Raw genomic sequence first — 15,262 nt, 5'->3', positions numbered from 1 at the left:
TTCGAGTAGTGGGCGAAGACGTCGGCGCCGCCGCCGTCCTGCTCGATGAAGCCGAAGCCCTTTTCCGCGTTGAACCACTTCACGGTGCCAGTAGCCATTTCATTTCCCCTTCGGAGACGGTGTCAGGAATTCGCCCTGTGCGAATACCGTGTCGCCGTGATGATTACCCCGTTGGAAATGAACCTTCTGGCAACCACACCTGCAACTGAGATCGACAGTAGCACGGTGGGATCGGCCCTGCGCGGTGGATAATTGCGCTCCGGTAGACGGTCGAGGAATACTCGTCGTGCCCCGTACCTATTTCTCATGTCACGGACACAGATATTGCCCTCCGCGGGTGCGACTCTTCCTGTCGTGTACTTTCGTCCAGAGCCTTGTGACCTCCGTCGACGGGAGATCTGCCGCTGCTGCCGTCGTCAGCGGATGGCGTAGCGGCGAAATGCCCGTATGGCGATGAAGGTCACATCGCCGCGGGACAGGCCGTCCCTTGGCCGAGGCCGGCGGCATGGTGGCGGACGGCAGTGGTGGGTCAGCCGCGCCACTCCACCATGAGGAGCGTCGCGTCATCCGTGGTGTGTCCGCCCCGCGCCCGCTTGAGCGTGTGGGACAGAGCGCGCGTCACCGCCCGGACCCCGCGGCCGGTTCTCTCCAGCTGGTTCACACAGTCGATCAGCTGGTCCTCCCCGAACTCCTCCCCATCGCTCTTGCGCTCCTCGATCAGTCCATCAGTGAAACAGAGGACGCGGTCCCCGGGCTCCAGCGCCAGTTCGCCGATCCGTGGCTCCGGACCCCCCAGGCCGACAGGGAGGGTCGTCGGGGCGTCCAGGCGGTCCGCGACGCGGTGGTCGCGGACGAGGATCGGCGGCGGGTGCCCTGCATTGACCCACTGGACCCGTCCTGTCGTCGCATCCAGCTGCATCACCTGCGCGGTGACGAAGTGTTCGGGACCGAACTGCTCCGCCACCGCGCGGTCCATGAAGTCGTAGATCTCCGACAGCCCGATGTCGGCGCGGCGGGCGTGGCGGTAGGAGCCGATGGCCACGGCGGCCATCGTGGCCGCGTCCAGGCCGTGCCCCATCGCGTCGATCATGACCACGTGGAGGACGTCCCCGTTGAGGGCGTAGTCGAAGCTGTCACCGCCCACGTCATAGGCGGGTTCCAGGATCCCGGCCACGGCGACACGAGGCATGATCATCGCCAGCGGTGGCAGCAGGGACCACTGGATCTCCGCGGCGACGCTCATCGGTTCACCGCGTCGGGCACGGAAGAACAGGTCGGAGTAGCCGTGCTTGGTCACCAGCAGGTCGGCCACCAGGCCGGAGATCCTGTGCAGCAGGCGGCGGTCGTCGTCATCGACGCTGTCCAGCGTCACCGCCATGACCCCCACCTGGTCGCCGCCGTCCAGCAGCGGCAGGTGGACCCGTACGCCGTCGTCCTCAGGCAGCTCGACGGGAACCGCGTCGAGAAAGCAGCGACCGGCGCCGGAGTCGTCGATCACCTCCGGTTCTCCCTCCGCGAGGCCCTCGCCGGGCAGGGGTACGAGTGTCAGCTGGTCGTAGTCCTGCAGCAGCACCTGCGGACGGCGGCCCCCCAATCGCTCCACCACGTCGGCGACCAGCGGCCCGAGCAGATGGGGAGGAAGCTCGTGCGCGCGGTCGAGAATCGCTCCCAGCAGCGCTTCCCCGAAGCTCTCGGAGCGGTCCACGCGCCGCCCGGGCGTCATCCGCTGCCCCGCCATGATCGGCGCGTATCGGCTGCGGCGTGGTGGGACGACGAAGAGATTGCTCGTGCCATCGCTCCACCGGGGACGTCGACGACCGGACCGACCGGCCGGTCATCCGGGCTCGACCGCGTCGGGCCTCTCACCTGAGTACGGGTCCCCCTTCCCATTCCCATGTGTTTTCTCCGTCCCGGCTGTTCTCGGCGAGTGCCAGGGTGCGGGGAGCCGACAGCGGGTTTTCGGGATCGGCGGCGGCCACCTGTCACTCACCACGGCGCTGCCGTGGTCGTGCGCCCGAAAGTTCTCGGTGAGATCAGCGTACTCCCGGCCGGGCGGGCGGCCCGGGGTGCCGAGCCGACGGCTGTACCGGCCCGGACGGCGCAGCCGCGTGTCGCCTGCGCGACGGATGCCTTGCCGGTCGGTGAGCAGACGCTGATGCGGGCGGCGGGCGGCGGGCGGCGGGCGCGGCGGGCGGCGGGCGGCGGGCGGTGTCGCGTTGTTGCCCGGCACGGGACTCGGACCGGGGCGGGGAGCGGCGGCCGGCGCCGGCGGGCCGCGCTTGCGCGGCGCCTTGACCCCGTGGAGAAAGTTGTCACTCAGCGAATACGCTTCAAGATCACCCAGGTCTGGCGTCGGGTTCCCCGGCGATACGCCACAGGGGTGCCGCGAACTGTTCCGGACGACTGCTGATCAACAGGGCGCGCAGCTCGCGGCGTCGGGTGCCGGGGACCCCGAGGGCTTCGGTGATGCGGCGGAAGGTGGTGTGGGTGACTCCGCGGTCGCGGGCGTCGGCCTCGAACCGGTCGAGCCGGGACAGGACGGCCTCGGGGTCCAGCTCGGCCGTCGGCTGGTCGGTGAGCCGTGCGGCCTTGTCGCGCTCGTAGTCGATTTCCGAAGAGCCGCAGATCTCGCGGGTGTGTCGCTCCGCCTCGTCCAGGCTGGTGGTCCCCAGGATCGCGCGGGCCAGCCGGCTGCGGTTCAGGGCCTCGTGGAGATCGACCTCGTGGATGGTCGGGCTCTCGTCGCTGAGCGGCACGGAGAGCCCCGCGTCCCGGATTTCGCAGGTGCCGCGTTCCCCCCGGGCGGTGGCCGCGAGCATGGCGGTCGCCTCGGAGGGGTGCCAGTCCAGGACCGGGCTGATCGCCTCGACGTCCCGGGGGGTGAGGGTGTGGATCAGGGCGCCCAGGTGGGGGCGTAGATCGGCGGCCGGGAGTTCGCCGTCCAGGCCGGGGCCCGCGAGCAGGAGGCGCACGGGGTGGCCGACCTGGCGGCTCGTGGCGAGGGTGAGCGCGTCGGCCAGCGGGCTCTTCAGGGTTGGCTCGTCGCCTCGGGCGAGGATGTCGCCTCCGACGTCCAGGAGATCGACCGAGGAGGGCGCCAGGTGGCTGATCAGCTCTTCGAGCTGGCGGGTGATCCCCTCGGCGCCGTGGCGGGGATCGATGAGGGCGAAGGTGTGGGGCAGCTCCGCGGCGAGGCGCGGAAGCGTGGATCCCGCGGGCGCGATCGGTTCCGCCTCGGCGGGGACGGCCCATACGGCGGGCGTGAGCTGCCGGAGCCCGGTGAAGTTGCCGGGGCCTCGCGGGCCCGGTACCGGGTCCATCAGAAGACGGTCCCACGCGTAGGTGAAGATCACCGCCGGTTCCTGCCCGCCGTACAGGGCGGAATCGACCATCGCGGCGGCGACCGCGTCGCCCCCTCCTCCGGCTGCCACGATCACCCGTGTCACCCGGCCCAGCGTACGGCGCCCCGGCTTCGGTGGCACGGCGGTCCCCTCCGTGGTCGCGGACGCCTGGCCTTCCTGGCCACCCCTTGAGCCGGCCACCCCCCTGAGCCGGCCGCCCCCTGTGACGGACCGACGACGAGGACCTCGCCCGGCCAACCACGACTCCGTCCGTACGAGGATGCGGCCATGCGCCCAGTTCATCGGCCGGCTCTGCGGGTAGCCGCCATCACGGAACCGGTCCGCCCGGAGGATCGAACGGAACCGATCCGCCAGAGGATCGAACGGAACCGATCCGCCCAGGCGTGAGAAGCAGGGGCGGCCCTCTCCCAAGTCTTGATCGCTTCTGAGCCCGCTGATTAGCTGCCCACATGACCGAGCTCGGACCCGTCGCCTGGCCGCCCGCCCCGATCAGGACCCAGAGGCTCCTGCTCCGTGAGCCCGAGGCCCGGGACCGTGCGACGTTCATCCGGCTGCTGGCGTCGCCCGAGGTGCACACCTACCTCGGCGGCCCCCGCCCCCGTGACGAGCTCGAGCGCGAGATGCCCGGGGTGCCCGCGCGGTGGCCCGGGAGTTTCGTCGTCGATCTCGACGGGGCGATGATCGGCCAGATCCTGCTCAGGAGAGCGACGGAGCACCGTCGCCCGGCTGTCGCGGGGAAGGTCGATCTCGGCTACCTGTTCCTGCCGCGAGCGTGGGGACACGGGTACGCCGCCGAGGCGTGCGCGGCGGCACTCGACTGGTTCGACGGCGTCCTCCCCGGCGAGCCGGTGGTGCTCACCACCCAGACCGCCAACGTCCGCTCGATGCGCCTCGCGGCAAAGCTGGGCTTCACCGAGATCGAGCGGTTCCAGGCATGGGACGCCGAGCAGTGGCTCGGCCTGCGGTCCCCCATCCCGCCCTCCGACTGAGCGCGGCCGCACCTGGCCACGATCCCGCGACGGCCGAGCTTGCAGAGGCGCTGTGTCCCTCACGCCCCGCCACGGGTCAGCAGCACCTCAAGCGCCTCGCTGAGATACGCGCGGAACTCCCCGCCCTCCTCCGGGGGCAGCACCGAGGACATCGCATGGCCGAGCTGGGCGTGGCCCAGATAGACGGTGTACGCGAGCAGCCCGCGGCGGCGGGCCTCCGGTTCGGGGAAGCCGAGGTCGGCGAAGAGCTGGGTGAGGTAGGCCAGCCTGCGTTCGGTCACCCGGCGCAGGGCCGCCGCCACTTGGGGGTGGTTCGCGGTGGCGAGCAGCGTGACCTCGAGCGGGTCGGCCGTGGCCGACGTGATGGCATTGGCGAAGAGCAGCTGGATCCGCTTGCTGAGGTCCGGTTCCGTCTCGACGTCGCTGATGGCGCCCTCGGTGTTGATCTGCGCCCAGCGGTCGAGAGCGGCCTCGATGAGCGCGTCGCGGTTGGCGAAGTGCCAGTAGAAGCTGCCCTTGGTGGTGCCGAGCCGGGCCGCGAGGGGTTCCACGGCGACGGCCGCGAGACCGCCCTCGCCGATCGCGGTGAGGGCGGCGTCCGCCCAGTCCTGGGCGGTCAACCGGGCTTTCTTGTCCTGCCGTTGCTGCCGTTGCACCATGACCATACGCTACCGTATGGTAAACCGTACGGTAGCGTATGGAGGGGTGCCCGATGACCGCGGTACGCAATGTCCATGAGCGCGTGATCGAGGCCCCCGCGGCTGCTGTCGGCGCTCTGCTCGACCGGCTCTCCGCCGCGGACGACCCGATCTTCCCGACCCCGGCGTGGCCGCGGATGCGCCTCGACGGCCCGCTCGCAGTGGGCGCGGACGGCGGGCACGGCCGGATCCGCTACCACGTCACGGCGTACGAACCCGGGCGTCGCGTCCGCTTCGACACCCCGCCGGACGGCGGCCTCGACGGCTACCACGAGCTGACGGTCGCACCGCTCGGCGCCGAACGCTGCCGCGTACGCCATGTCCTCGAGTGCGAAGTGCGAGGCCTCCTCCGGCTCCAGTGGGCCTGCGTCATACGGCACATACACGACACGATGGTCGAGGAGATCTTCGACAACATCGAGCGCGCGGCGGCCGGCGGCGTCGCCCGCCCCGTGCGCTGGTCCCCGTGGGTGCGACTGCTCCATCGGCTCGGCTGGGCCCGCCCCCGAGCCATCGCCATACCGGCGGCGGCCCAGCTGGTCCGCACCTCCCTCGACCGCCCCGACTACGAGGACGCGTACCGGATGGAACTCCTCCCCGGCATGCCGCGTGACCCGGCCGCATGGACGCCCATCCTGCGCGACGCCTTCCCGGTCCTCGCCCAAGCGGGCGGCGAGCTGCTCCTCGACGTGAACACGGCAGGTCTGACCGCCCGCGCCTCGATCCTCGTCGATGAGCATGACGTCACCCTGAGCACGGTCGTGAGGGCCGACAGCCTGCGCGCGCGCCTCTACTGGGCCGTGGTCAAGCGCGTACACCCCTTCATGGCCCGCGCCATGCTCCGGCGCACCCACCGCGCTCTGGCCCTCGCGGCACCCAGCGCCGGGGAACGGAATCGGGCCGCCACGGGCAGAGCGTCCGCCACGGGATCACCTGATGCGCCCTGAAGCGGCTGCTCGTGCCAGTAGCGGCCGTCTGTCCATTTCAACGCCTGGACGGCGAGCGGGGCTGGTGACGCCTGGCAGGTGCGCCGGAGAGTGCCGGAGGGGCGACTCGCTGGAGCAGCTCGTCCCTCGTGGGGGCGGGTGATAGCAGTTCATGTACATCTGCTACATTCATGACATGAGTGATCCGGTGGTTGAATCCATGGCCGAGGTGCGCAGCCACCTCGCCGACGTCATCGATCGCGCTCGTCGGGAGGAGACCCCGACGATCATCACTCGGCGCGGCAAGCGGGAAGCCGTCGTGATCGATATCCAGGAGTACCAGCGCCTGCGTGAGATCGCGGAGAGCGTCGAAGAGGCGTGGCTCAACCGACTGGCCGACGAAGCCGAGTCCGAGGGCACGGAGGGGGCGGTCTCACTCGAAGAGATGGCTGCCTTGCTGCGCGCTCATCAGGACTGACCTCATGGGGTATGTCACGCGCTTCACGCCGCACGCTCAGCGGGACATGCTCAAGATCCCGCGCCCGGACGCCCTGCGCATCCTGCACCGCCTCACCGAACTCCAGAAGGCGATGGGCGCGGGGGACACGGCATCGTTCGACATCAAGGCCCTCCAAGGGCACAGTGCCCGCTGGCGCCTCAGGGTCGGCGACTATCGCGTCGTCTACACCGTTGAGGACGGTCAGCTGATGGTGTGGGTCCTGGCCGTCGGCAATCGTCGCGACGTCTACCGCCAAGTCCTGTAGGCCTCCCGCCGTGCAGATTGGCGTCGAGCGTCCGCCGGGAAGTTACGGGGCGTGCACCAGTCTGATTGTCGAGATGCCCCGAATGTCGCCTGTGAGTGCAACCAGAACTGCAACCGAAGCACAACGAAGAGCCGAGCTGCGATTGCGGCTCGGCTCTTCGTTTCGCCTGTTCAGGCAAGTGCGGAGGACGCGAGATTCGAACTCGGGAGGGGTTGCCCCCAACACGCTTTTCAAGTCTGTTGGTGCTTTGTGAAGCCACGTACAGGGCCGTTCACCTGCGTTCATGCCTGTCCGGGCGTTCAGCCGGGCTGGCTGTCGGGTCCCCGATGACCGCCCCTGAATGAGACGGCCTGGCACGAGGTGGGACCGCCTCCACCTGGTGCAACCTTCCGATCTGTAGCTCTACAGAGATCGGTCAGCAACGGTCATACAGGTCGAGCTTCGGGTGCACGAGGTCACTACGAGGTGGGGGTGGTTGCGGTGGTTGCTGTACTCCGCTGCTGTACAGCTGCCCCCATCAGCAGCGTGACAACACCGGTGAGCCCAGGCAGGACAACGGGCAACAGATCCACTGGAGCCTTGATCAAGACGACAACGATGATGACGCTCACCGGCCAGATGTGGTGCCTCTGGCTTGACAAGGGATGTGAATGGACAGTCAGATTCATTGGGATACATACCTCCACGGTGTCACTGGCCCGTCGATACTGCACTGGTCTCCAGCCTCCGCAGTATCGGCGGGCTCGTGTCTTGAGAGTGGAAGTTAGCAACGATCAGTCGGATGACACCTCTTCCAACCAGTTGGACCGATAACTCTCGGATGTAAAAGCAATTGACACCGCTACCCGGCGTGATGAACTTTTTGCTGTTATCTCACAGGTCATGCGTACTGCGCATATCAGGTGCGCAGTACGCGCGGGTTGCTTGCGGTGGGTAAGCACAATGTTCGGCCTGATCTCGACGGTGCGGGAACCTGCTTCCGCGGTCGGCGGAGCGATTTTGGGCTGGAGCTGCTTTGGCGCGAGTGATCACGGCCCAGTAAGCTTCCGGCGCGTCGGGCAGTCTGTGGACCTGCCCGGTAAAGCACGAGGTTGGGGCCGTGATCTTCGAGGCTCGCGCCAAAGTGGCTGCCTAAAATCGCGGAGTCGACCGCCCCAGCCACGACGTACCCCTTCTACGGCAAGCGGCTGATTGCTGTGCGCGCGGCACGGGCGGCGGTCGGGCTGGAGCGGGGCGGAGACAGGAGCGCAGGCTCGGCCGGGGTCCGGGCCGCGCGCGGCGAGCGGAGCGAGCCGCCTTGACCCCGTAGAGAAGGTTGTAACTCACTGTTTGTGCTTGGCGCGTTCGTGCTCGATCTGTCTCATGACGGACCGGGCGCCATCGACGATCCGCTGGAGCTTGTCGAGTACGTCTTCGCGGGCCGTGTGCATGAACTGTTCCGCGGTTGGGGTGCCGTCGGTGGTGCCGGCCGGGGCCCAGAACGTCTTGTGGCTGCGTTCGCGGACGATCTGCTGACAGGTTCGGATGACCCAGTTCATCGCCACGGTGATCTCGTCCCGATGGAGCTGGTCCATCTCCCAGCCGTCGTTGCGGTCGGATGCTGGTGGCGTGGTCATCCGACTTTCCCTTCAGGGGTGCGTGCGTCCGTGAGGCCGAGGTGGTTGGGGGATCGCAAAGCTTGCAGGGGCACTTCGAATTCAGCCCAGCACCGCTTACCCGTGGGTGTCAGCTCCACGTCGTACCGTGTGGCCAGGGCTGCCACGATGATCAGACCTCGACCGCTCTCGTCGACCGCACCAGGCAGGGCCAGCCGCGGGAGTTCGTGGCTGGCGTCGCACACATCGATACGTACGAGACGGCCGCAGAGTTGGACGTCCACCGAGACGTGTTTGGAGCCGACGTGCTTCACAGCGTTGGTGACGAGCTCGCTGGCTGCCAATTCGATCGAGTGGAGCACGTCGCTGTCAGCCTGTAGTCCCCATCGGCATAAGGCCCCGAATACGCGGTGCCGGGTGTCGGCAACGGCATGTGGTTCGCCGGGAAGGACGAAGCTGTGTCGGTGCGTTTCCATGTGCGCCTCCGGAACGAGTGGGGCCGTCCCAGGGAACTGCTCATCGACGTCCAACGGTCCCTGCGGGTGCTCGTGGCGCATGCGTTATGCACAAGCTGCATTACGGCGAATCTCGGCTGACCTACGCTCGGTTGAAGGGGCAGTATCGGCGGTGACAGGGGAGGGGCCGTGGCGGAGGTGGCCGATGCCCAGGACCAGGCGAGACGACTCGGTCGGGTCATCCGTGACGCTCGACTGCGGCAGAAGCGCTCGCAAGCGCAGGTCGCCGCAGCGCTGGGCTACCACCAGGCGAAGGTGAGCCGGCTGGAGAACGGGCGTGGCACGGAAGACATCCGCGTGTTGCGAGATGTGGCCAGGGTGTTGGACATCCCGCTTCACGAACTTGGCCTGGCTGCCTCGCCCGTTCCCCACACCGCAGACCCTAAGAAGGAGGACATGCACCGTCGTACCTTTCTGGCTGCCAGCGTTGCCTCCCTCGCGCTGCCGCCGGCGTCCAGCCCAGCTGCCCATCAGGATCTGGTACAGGCTCTGCTGCCTGCGACCCCTCTTGCGCCCACGGCCGACAAGGTAAGTGCCCGGGAGCTGGGTGAGCGAGTCGCCGCAGCACGTCGGCTGTTCTGTACGTGCGACTACGCCGAGCTGGGACGTGCCCTGCCACCACTGATCGCTGACCTGCGGCGCGCAGCAGCCGACTCATCCCACACCTCGCCCGTCGTCGGCCTGCTGGCCACGGTCTACCAGACCTCGGCGAGCCTGTTGCTCAAGCTCAGCGACGTCGGCCATGCGTGGATGGCGGTCGGACGGGCCATGGCGGAGGCGGAGCGTTGTGGTGACCCCGTCGTCCTGGCGTCCAGCGTTCGAGTACACGCGCATGTCCTCGCCCGGGACAATCACACCTCTCAAGCCGTGACGCTCGTGCGTCACACCGCCGAACAGCTGACCGGTGCCTACGATCGTCGCTCTCCGCACTACCTCTCAGCCCTCGGGCTGATGCTGTTGCGGGGCGTCACAGCCGCGAGCAACGCCGGAGATCGCGCGGCCACGCAGGACTTTCTCAGGGAAGCAGCGGACGTCGCCCGCTACGTGTCTCTCGACCGCCCGGAAGCGTGGGCAAACTTCAGCCCCACCAACGTCGAGCTGCACGCCGTGAGCGCGGCCGTTGCACTCGGCGATGCGGGCATCGCCCTGGAAACCGCCCGACCACTCATGCGCCGGTCGATCCCCGTCCCCGAGCGGCGCGCGGCCCTGTGGATCGAAGCCGGGCGTGCGTACAGTCAGCAGGGCAGGCTCGCCGACGGTTACCGGGCGCTCCGGGTCGCTGAAAGCTGCGCGGCCCAGGACATCCGACGGCCGGCAGTACGTGAGCTGGTGGCCGACATGGCCGCCCGTGATCGCCGCCGGGCCGTGCCCGAGCTGCATCACTTCTGCCGACAACTGGGAGTGCCTGCATGAGCGAGCGGAGTAAGCCGTTCCTCTACGTCGTTGTCTGCGCGGCCGGGATCGCCGGTGACATCAGCAAGCTGATCACTGCGGCCCAGGTGCGGGAGTGGGGCGTGGGAGTGATTGCCACCCCGCAGGGCCTCGGCTTCATCGATGCTCAAGCCGTCGAGGCCCAGACTGGCTACCCGATTCGCTCCGCTTGGCGCTCGCCCGGTGACCCGCGCCCCCTCCCGCCGCCGGACGCCATCGCCGTCGCTCCGGCGACCTTCAACACGATCAACAAGTGGGCTGCCGGCATCTCGGACACTCTGGCCCTGGGCATCCTGTGCGAGGCGTACGGCTTGGGCATCCCGACCGCTGCCCTGCCCTACCTGAACGCCGCCCAGGCGGCCCACCCGGCGTACCGGCAGAGTCTGGAGCGGCTCCGGGGGATGGGCGTGTTGATCGCCGACTACGAGCCGCACCAGCCGAAGGCGGGCGGCGGGCGTGAGAAGTTCCGGTGGGAGCAAGCAGTGGAGCTGCTGATCCACAAGGTGCGGTGAGCGCGGAAACGGGTCCGTAGCTGACCGGCGGCCACACCGCCGCGATCGTCCTGGTGGGAGTTCTCGACAGCCGAGACGGAAGCGAGACACGAGATCACGAAGGGCCCGACCACTGGGTGATCGGGCCCTTCGTACGCCCTGCTGGGCGGGTGCGGAGGATACGAGATTCGAACTCGTGAGGGGTTGCCCCCAACACGCTTTCCACCTGTCCGCGTGGCCGTCCGGGGGAGTTCGTAGAGGTTCGCGTGGCGGGTCAAGCGGGGTGAGCGTCCGGCGATGAACGGCGGCGTTCATCGGTGGTCTGGACAAAGACCAGGACAACGAGTCGCACGCAGGCAAGGCTGAGCTGGCAGATTTACAGCGGGGCTCCGCCCGCACCGTCTCACCAGGGAGTTCCCTCAACAGCGTGGTCAGTGGGGGACATCTGGGGGAAACTGACCGACAGCGCTCAGCCCTTCGTGCTGGAGCACAGCCTCGTACCAGACGTCGTCACCCTGGTACCTCGAGTCACCCTTGTGGAACTGCTCACCCCACCTGCGCGCTTCTTTGTGAATTGGCCTTCGCCCATCGCCTGGGACGAGGCATCTCAGTCCGGGATCGACTCTGCGGAAGGCGTTGAAAATGGTCCCGAGCGGGCTGGTGTTGGGCGACCCGTATCCAAGCATTTCGCGGTGCCGAGGACGGAGGGGGCCGGTGCCACGGACTGCCTCTACGACCGCGCGCCATGCGGCGGGGTCATGAGCGAATGCGTCCATGGTGGGGGTGACACGTAGGTGGTCGCAGTGAACTTCACCGACGATCCGGCCACCGAGGTGGCCGAGTTCAACCGGGTACTCCAACTCGGTTTGTCCGGTGTCGTCGTCATGCCATTCAAAGATCGTCTTGTCCCGGGTGAGGATCTTTCTACCGTTCCGGTAGAAGTCGAGCCCATAGTCGATCCGATCAAGGTACCGCTGCACTCCCACCCAGCCCCAGATGCGGGGGGTCAGCGGGCGTAGATCACCACCTCCGCACACCACGCACACGTCGCTGGCGACGCCGCTGTGCCCGCAATCTAAGCACTCGAGCACGGTTTGCTGCGGGCTGTCAATTCGTTGCACCGCGCTGATGTCCTTGCCGTGACGCGTGACCGAGCGATGCTCTCCCCAAATGCAAGGCATCCGTGGCCTTGCCTTACGGCCGTTCATGATGATCTCTATATGTCCTTCACGAAGCGGGTGACTGTAGAGGTCGCCTAGTCTGAAGCGGAGTTGATGCCAAGCATCGGCGCTCCAGCTCTCACGCAGACCACCGATGGTGATGTGGGTGCCGTGATCACTGGACTTTGCCTTCCGCTCACTCGCCAAGGTCATCCAGTCAGCCTCAGGAGAACGGGTCAGCGCTCGCAGGTCGAGTCTAAGTACTGCCCATCGGCGCATTCCTGCCTGGGCTGTACGGATAGTGATGAGCGTTCCGAGGCGCACGGTGGCGATACTGAAGCTGATACCGAAGGCACGGTTACGACCGCGAGTGCTGGTGGTCCAGCTATCTCTCAGTCTCTGTAGGAGGCTATCCGCATCCAGACCGGGGCCGTCATCGGAGATGCACAGACTGGGGCGTCCTCCAGCACCGGACGGAGGCTCCAAGGCGAGGGACACCCGAATCGGGCCCGACCGGCTCTCACGCCTGCCAGCGGCGGCCTGATCGACTAACGCCGCGACGCAGTTCCAGCGAGACATCTCCAGATCAGCCAGCTGCGATAGGAGCGCGGGAGACGCCACCATGCGGACTGGTATAGGCGGGCTGGCTACATAGCTGCCGTTTGCGCGCTCCCACGCCGCTTCCCACTGCTCTACCTCGTCCTCAGTCTCACCCATTGCACGCATGTAGGCGAGCAGCAGGTCCTTACGGACCCGGCGCGGCGGGGCGCTACCAAGGAGCGAGCTGAGGGTGGACCGTGGCATCAGGCCGGATCCGGCACTCTCGACCTCCCTCAGGGTCGGCGGCTTGGAGTGGCGGGCGCGCAATACCCGCATAGCCCAGACCAAGTCGCCGAAAGTACTGATGTTCTGTGGCTGCGGCTTTGCGGCGAGCTCGCGGCGGACCGGCTGTGCTCGCTGCCATGCGGCAAGGGCTTCCTCCGGGTCGGCCCCGCAGCCGCGCGCGAAGGCTTCAACGATTCCCCAGGATGTGCGATGCCCCTTCGCGGCCCGGTTTAGACTCGAACTGGCGACCCCTGTGATCTCCTCCAGCTGACGGAAGGAGAGACGAGCGAGGCGGCGCGCCTGCTGCAGCAATTGCGCCACCTCCTCCATCTCTGGGACGTGCGCTGGAGTTATCTGTTCGCGACGGCCCATCAGGAGCACTCGATCAGCAACGGCCGTGGCTGGCTTGAGGGATGAACGGAGCCGCCAGACTGGTCAGTGCGGCCAGGTCGTCGCGGAGCATGAGCCACGTCGACCGGAGCCCCGTGTCGGCGGTATGAAGCACGACGACGAGCACGTAGATCACGACGACGAGGGCGCAGGGGACGATACAGGTACCAGCTTCAGTCATCTCGGAACCTCTCGATGGTTTCGGGCACTTCGGACATGCGTGCCGTGTGCGCCTAGGAGTTTGGGGCTCTGCGGGGCGGCACGCAGTCGATGGTGTCGCACCGTTAGGCCCAGAATCCACCGGATGCTGATGTTCCGGATTTTGTTCCAGCGCTGTCCAGCTCAAGCGGGTAGGCCCTAAAGAAGCAGGTCAGGATCTCTCTCGAACCGTAGCGTCGATATGAGCCGCTGGTTGTTCCAGCCTCGTCCGGACTTGCCGTTGCAAGGGCGGGGTCCGGTAGGCCACAGTGGCCGTGGTTCCCGGCACTTCGGACATCACAGGTATCGGGTCCCCGACCGGAACGCATTTGGGGTGCGTCCGGCCACCAGGCGTTGTTGCCAACCCGGGAGACCAGGTCGGCAACAACGCGCATGGTCGTCCCAGCCGGACACAGCCACCCCCCCTCCACCCATGGGCAGACTTACTGCGGGCTCCGTTGACCGCCTACGACCTGCGAAGTTCTGTGTGCCGCCATCTGTTGGGGGAGACCTGGGGAAGGAAGTCGCTCGCCGACCGCCTCACAGTCCGGTTCGGTGGATGTAGGAGATGACGGTCAAGGTCTCCTCCTCGATGGTCCACGGCGAGGTGCAGTGGAGGATTCCGCCGGTCGCGGTCACAGGTTCAACGGTGCGATCCAGTTCGATGGAGTGGACGATCACAAGAGCGTTGTCCGCCGCGTGCCCGCAGACGCGCCCGCCGAATACGTCGCCCGCCGCCGCGCCGAGCAGCGCGCCGCCTGAACCACCTCTGAACCACCTCTCCCGGAGCGCTGCCCCAAGCGGGCGGCGCTCCGGGCTTTCCGGCACCCCAGCTTCAGCGCCTGTTGCTCGAAGCCAACAAGCGCCGGAACAGCGCCCGCTGGATGCTGGCACTGGCGCTCGGACTGAGGCAGGGCGAAACGCTCGGGCTGCGCTGGTCTGACGTCGACCTCGCCAATGAGTACCTGAAGCTGCGGAGGAACCGTCTGCGCCCCAGGCACGAGCGCGGGTGCCCGGAAGCCTCACCGTGCCGCCGGAAGGCGGGGTACTGCCCGGACAAGGTGCAGGTCCGGCGTGAGACCAAGAACACCAAGTCGCGAGCGGGCCGGCGGGCCGTGCCCCTGCCGGGCCCGCTGGTCGCGATGCTTCGTGCACATGCCGAGACGCAAGGGCGCGAGCGCAAGGCGGCCGGGAACCTGTGGGCCGAGTCGGAGTACGTGTTCACCAAGCCGCTGGGTGGCCCACTGAGCCCGAACACGGACTACCACGACTGGAAGCGGCTACTCGAAGACGCGGGAGTGCGGCTCGCCTTCACGACGCCCGGCACACCGCCGCCACCGTGCTCATGCTGCTCGGGGTCCCGGACCGCGTGATTGATCAGATCATGGGTTGGGAGCCGGGTACCTCCGCGCGGATGCGAGCGCGGTACCTGCATGTGCCGGACGCCATGCTCAAGGACGTGGCCCGGAAGATCGCCGATGCCATCTGGGGGCGGGGACGCCCCGAGACACGCTCTGTGGACAAAAACTAGGACAACGAGCGCTGAGGACAACAACGAGGGGCCCCACCGATGATCGATGGGGCCCCTCGTTTTGCCTGGTCAGGCAAGTGCGGAGGATACGAGATTCGAACTCGTGAGGGGTTGCCCCCAACACGCTTTCCAAGCGTGCGCCCTAGGCCTCTAGGCGAATCCTCCGCCGGAAACAATACAAGACCAGGAGCCGTGCACGCGAACTCGTACCCGGGCCGGTCCATCCGCTAGGGTGGGGGCCAGCCCCTCACGTGGCGCTATCTCACCGAACTCCCCCAGGGCCGGAAGGCAGCAAGGGTAAGTGAGCTCTGGCGGGTACGTGGGGGGCCCTTGCGTTGGGGGAGGGGCGCGGGGGTGCGGGGCGGGCTCGGATGTCGGTGGGCCCCG

The 15,262-nt window shown here is 67.6% G+C and carries 14 protein-coding genes, 1 tRNA gene, 1 other RNA gene and 1 pseudogene; 8 read left to right on the top strand and 9 right to left on the bottom strand.

All coding sequences use genetic code 11. From position 1 onward, the window contains the following. The 3 genes from BBH68_RS12210 to BBH68_RS12200 form a co-directional block, all read right to left on the bottom strand. Positions 1-98: cold-shock protein (locus BBH68_RS12210; protein WP_141712987.1), on the bottom strand; the 98-nt coding region annotated here is incomplete at its 3' end. 431 nt (positions 99-529) lie between these two features. Next, the gene (locus BBH68_RS12205; RefSeq protein ID WP_065961607.1) at positions 530-1,723 is read right to left on the bottom strand and encodes a PP2C family protein-serine/threonine phosphatase; all 1,194 of its coding nucleotides are present in this window, start codon (positions 1,721-1,723) and stop codon (positions 530-532) included. A 613-nt stretch (positions 1,724-2,336) separates the two neighbouring features. Further along, a complete protein-coding gene (locus BBH68_RS12200; protein ID WP_076970945.1) occupies positions 2,337-3,446 on the bottom strand; it encodes a DUF1152 domain-containing protein in 1,110 nt (369 codons plus the stop codon). A 365-nt stretch (positions 3,447-3,811) separates the two neighbouring features. On the opposite strand from BBH68_RS12200, the gene BBH68_RS12195 reads away from it, so the two are divergent. Continuing rightward, a complete protein-coding gene (locus tag BBH68_RS12195) occupies positions 3,812-4,351 on the top strand; it encodes a GNAT family N-acetyltransferase (RefSeq protein WP_065961604.1) in 540 nt (179 codons plus the stop codon). A gap of 59 nt (positions 4,352-4,410) precedes the next feature. Here BBH68_RS12195 and BBH68_RS12190 read toward each other — a convergent pair whose 3' ends face one another. Beyond that, the gene (locus BBH68_RS12190) at positions 4,411-5,010 is read right to left on the bottom strand and encodes a TetR/AcrR family transcriptional regulator (protein WP_079150931.1); all 600 of its coding nucleotides are present in this window, start codon (positions 5,008-5,010) and stop codon (positions 4,411-4,413) included. Between the two features lie 53 nt (positions 5,011-5,063). On the opposite strand from BBH68_RS12190, the gene BBH68_RS12185 reads away from it, so the two are divergent. The 3 genes from BBH68_RS12185 (at position 5,064) to BBH68_RS12175 (ending at position 6,739) form a co-directional block, all read left to right on the top strand. Further along, positions 5,064-5,996: a DUF2867 domain-containing protein gene (locus BBH68_RS12185; RefSeq protein ID WP_065961599.1), complete on the top strand. Its 933-nt coding sequence runs from the start codon at positions 5,064-5,066 to the stop codon at positions 5,994-5,996. Positions 5,997-6,171: 175 nt separating this feature from the next. Beyond that, positions 6,172-6,453, top strand: coding sequence for a type II toxin-antitoxin system Phd/YefM family antitoxin (locus BBH68_RS12180; RefSeq protein WP_245738024.1), 282 nt, complete (start codon positions 6,172-6,174; stop codon positions 6,451-6,453). A gap of 4 nt (positions 6,454-6,457) precedes the next feature. Continuing rightward, positions 6,458-6,739 carry a type II toxin-antitoxin system RelE family toxin gene (locus tag BBH68_RS12175; protein WP_065961598.1) on the top strand — a complete coding sequence of 94 codons (282 nt, stop codon included), beginning with the start codon at positions 6,458-6,460 and terminating at the stop codon, positions 6,737-6,739. A gap of 1,322 nt (positions 6,740-8,061) precedes the next feature. Here the strand turns inward: BBH68_RS12175 and BBH68_RS12170 are convergent. Together BBH68_RS12170 and BBH68_RS39235 are read right to left on the bottom strand one after the other, a co-directional pair. Then, the gene (locus tag BBH68_RS12170; RefSeq protein ID WP_065961596.1) at positions 8,062-8,355 is read right to left on the bottom strand and encodes a hypothetical protein; all 294 of its coding nucleotides are present in this window, start codon (positions 8,353-8,355) and stop codon (positions 8,062-8,064) included. Next, complete coding sequence (locus tag BBH68_RS39235; RefSeq protein WP_158080313.1) at positions 8,352-8,810, bottom strand: ATP-binding protein; 459 nt, start codon at positions 8,808-8,810, stop codon at positions 8,352-8,354. Before BBH68_RS39235 ends, BBH68_RS12170 begins: the two co-directional genes overlap by 4 nt. Positions 8,811-8,987: 177 nt before the next feature. Here BBH68_RS39235 and BBH68_RS12160 point away from each other — a divergent pair, with 177 nt between their 5' ends. Further along, positions 8,988-10,262 carry a helix-turn-helix domain-containing protein gene (locus BBH68_RS12160; RefSeq protein ID WP_079150930.1) on the top strand — a complete coding sequence of 425 codons (1,275 nt, stop codon included), beginning with the start codon at positions 8,988-8,990 and terminating at the stop codon, positions 10,260-10,262. Continuing rightward, positions 10,259-10,792 carry a flavoprotein gene (locus BBH68_RS12155; RefSeq protein WP_065961592.1) on the top strand — a complete coding sequence of 178 codons (534 nt, stop codon included), beginning with the start codon at positions 10,259-10,261 and terminating at the stop codon, positions 10,790-10,792. Before BBH68_RS12160 ends, BBH68_RS12155 begins: the two co-directional genes overlap by 4 nt. A gap of 410 nt (positions 10,793-11,202) precedes the next feature. Here the strand turns inward: BBH68_RS12155 and BBH68_RS39230 are convergent, their stop codons facing one another. Further along, positions 11,203-13,086 carry a helix-turn-helix domain-containing protein gene (locus BBH68_RS39230; protein ID WP_076970944.1) on the bottom strand — a complete coding sequence of 628 codons (1,884 nt, stop codon included), beginning with the start codon at positions 13,084-13,086 and terminating at the stop codon, positions 11,203-11,205. 55 nt (positions 13,087-13,141) lie between these two features. Continuing rightward, positions 13,142-13,327 carry a hypothetical protein gene (locus tag BBH68_RS12145; protein WP_065961588.1) on the bottom strand — a complete coding sequence of 62 codons (186 nt, stop codon included), beginning with the start codon at positions 13,325-13,327 and terminating at the stop codon, positions 13,142-13,144. Between the two features lie 853 nt (positions 13,328-14,180). On the opposite strand from BBH68_RS12145, the pseudogene BBH68_RS43070 reads away from it, so the two are divergent. Beyond that, positions 14,181-14,875 (top strand): annotated as a pseudogene (locus BBH68_RS43070) (tyrosine-type recombinase/integrase); the annotation flags it as partial. Between the two features lie 80 nt (positions 14,876-14,955). Here the strand turns inward: BBH68_RS43070 and BBH68_RS12130 are convergent. Continuing rightward, a tRNA-Ser gene (locus tag BBH68_RS12130) sits at positions 14,956-15,040 on the bottom strand. A 74-nt stretch (positions 15,041-15,114) separates the two neighbouring features. Here BBH68_RS12130 and ffs point away from each other — a divergent pair. Next, positions 15,115-15,209: signal recognition particle sRNA small type (gene ffs, locus BBH68_RS12125), an RNA gene on the top strand. Positions 15,210-15,262: the final 53 nt, after the last annotated feature.

This window comes from Streptomyces sparsogenes (assembly GCF_001704635.1).
GTDB lineage: Bacteria > Actinomycetota > Actinomycetes > Streptomycetales > Streptomycetaceae > Streptomyces > Streptomyces sparsogenes.
The sequence above is the reverse complement of the archived record's forward strand: the minus strand, read 5'-3'. Positions and strand labels throughout refer to the sequence as shown.

What these genes read in the sequence shown, in the direction of transcription:
- BBH68_RS12155 (WP_065961592.1), top strand. Translation starts at nt 10,259, where the DNA reads ATGAGCGAGCGGAGTAAGCCGTTCCTCTACGTCGTTGTCTGCGCGGCC.
- BBH68_RS12175 (WP_065961598.1), top strand. Translation starts at nt 6,458, where the DNA reads ATGGGGTATGTCACGCGCTTCACGCCGCACGCTCAGCGGGACATGCTC.
- BBH68_RS39235 (WP_158080313.1), bottom strand. Translation starts at nt 8,810, where the DNA reads ATGGAAACGCACCGACACAGCTTCGTCCTTCCCGGCGAACCACATGCC.
- BBH68_RS39230 (WP_076970944.1), bottom strand. Translation starts at nt 13,086, where the DNA reads ATGGAGGAGGTGGCGCAATTGCTGCAGCAGGCGCGCCGCCTCGCTCGT.
- BBH68_RS12205 (WP_065961607.1), bottom strand. Translation starts at nt 1,723, where the DNA reads ATGACGCCCGGGCGGCGCGTGGACCGCTCCGAGAGCTTCGGGGAAGCG.
- BBH68_RS12195 (WP_065961604.1), top strand. Translation starts at nt 3,812, where the DNA reads ATGACCGAGCTCGGACCCGTCGCCTGGCCGCCCGCCCCGATCAGGACC.
- BBH68_RS12190 (WP_079150931.1), bottom strand. Translation starts at nt 5,010, where the DNA reads ATGGTGCAACGGCAGCAACGGCAGGACAAGAAAGCCCGGTTGACCGCC.
- BBH68_RS12180 (WP_245738024.1), top strand. Translation starts at nt 6,172, where the DNA reads ATGAGTGATCCGGTGGTTGAATCCATGGCCGAGGTGCGCAGCCACCTC.
- BBH68_RS12145 (WP_065961588.1), bottom strand. Translation starts at nt 13,327, where the DNA reads ATGACTGAAGCTGGTACCTGTATCGTCCCCTGCGCCCTCGTCGTCGTG.
- BBH68_RS12170 (WP_065961596.1), bottom strand. Translation starts at nt 8,355, where the DNA reads ATGACCACGCCACCAGCATCCGACCGCAACGACGGCTGGGAGATGGAC.
- BBH68_RS12185 (WP_065961599.1), top strand. Translation starts at nt 5,064, where the DNA reads ATGACCGCGGTACGCAATGTCCATGAGCGCGTGATCGAGGCCCCCGCG.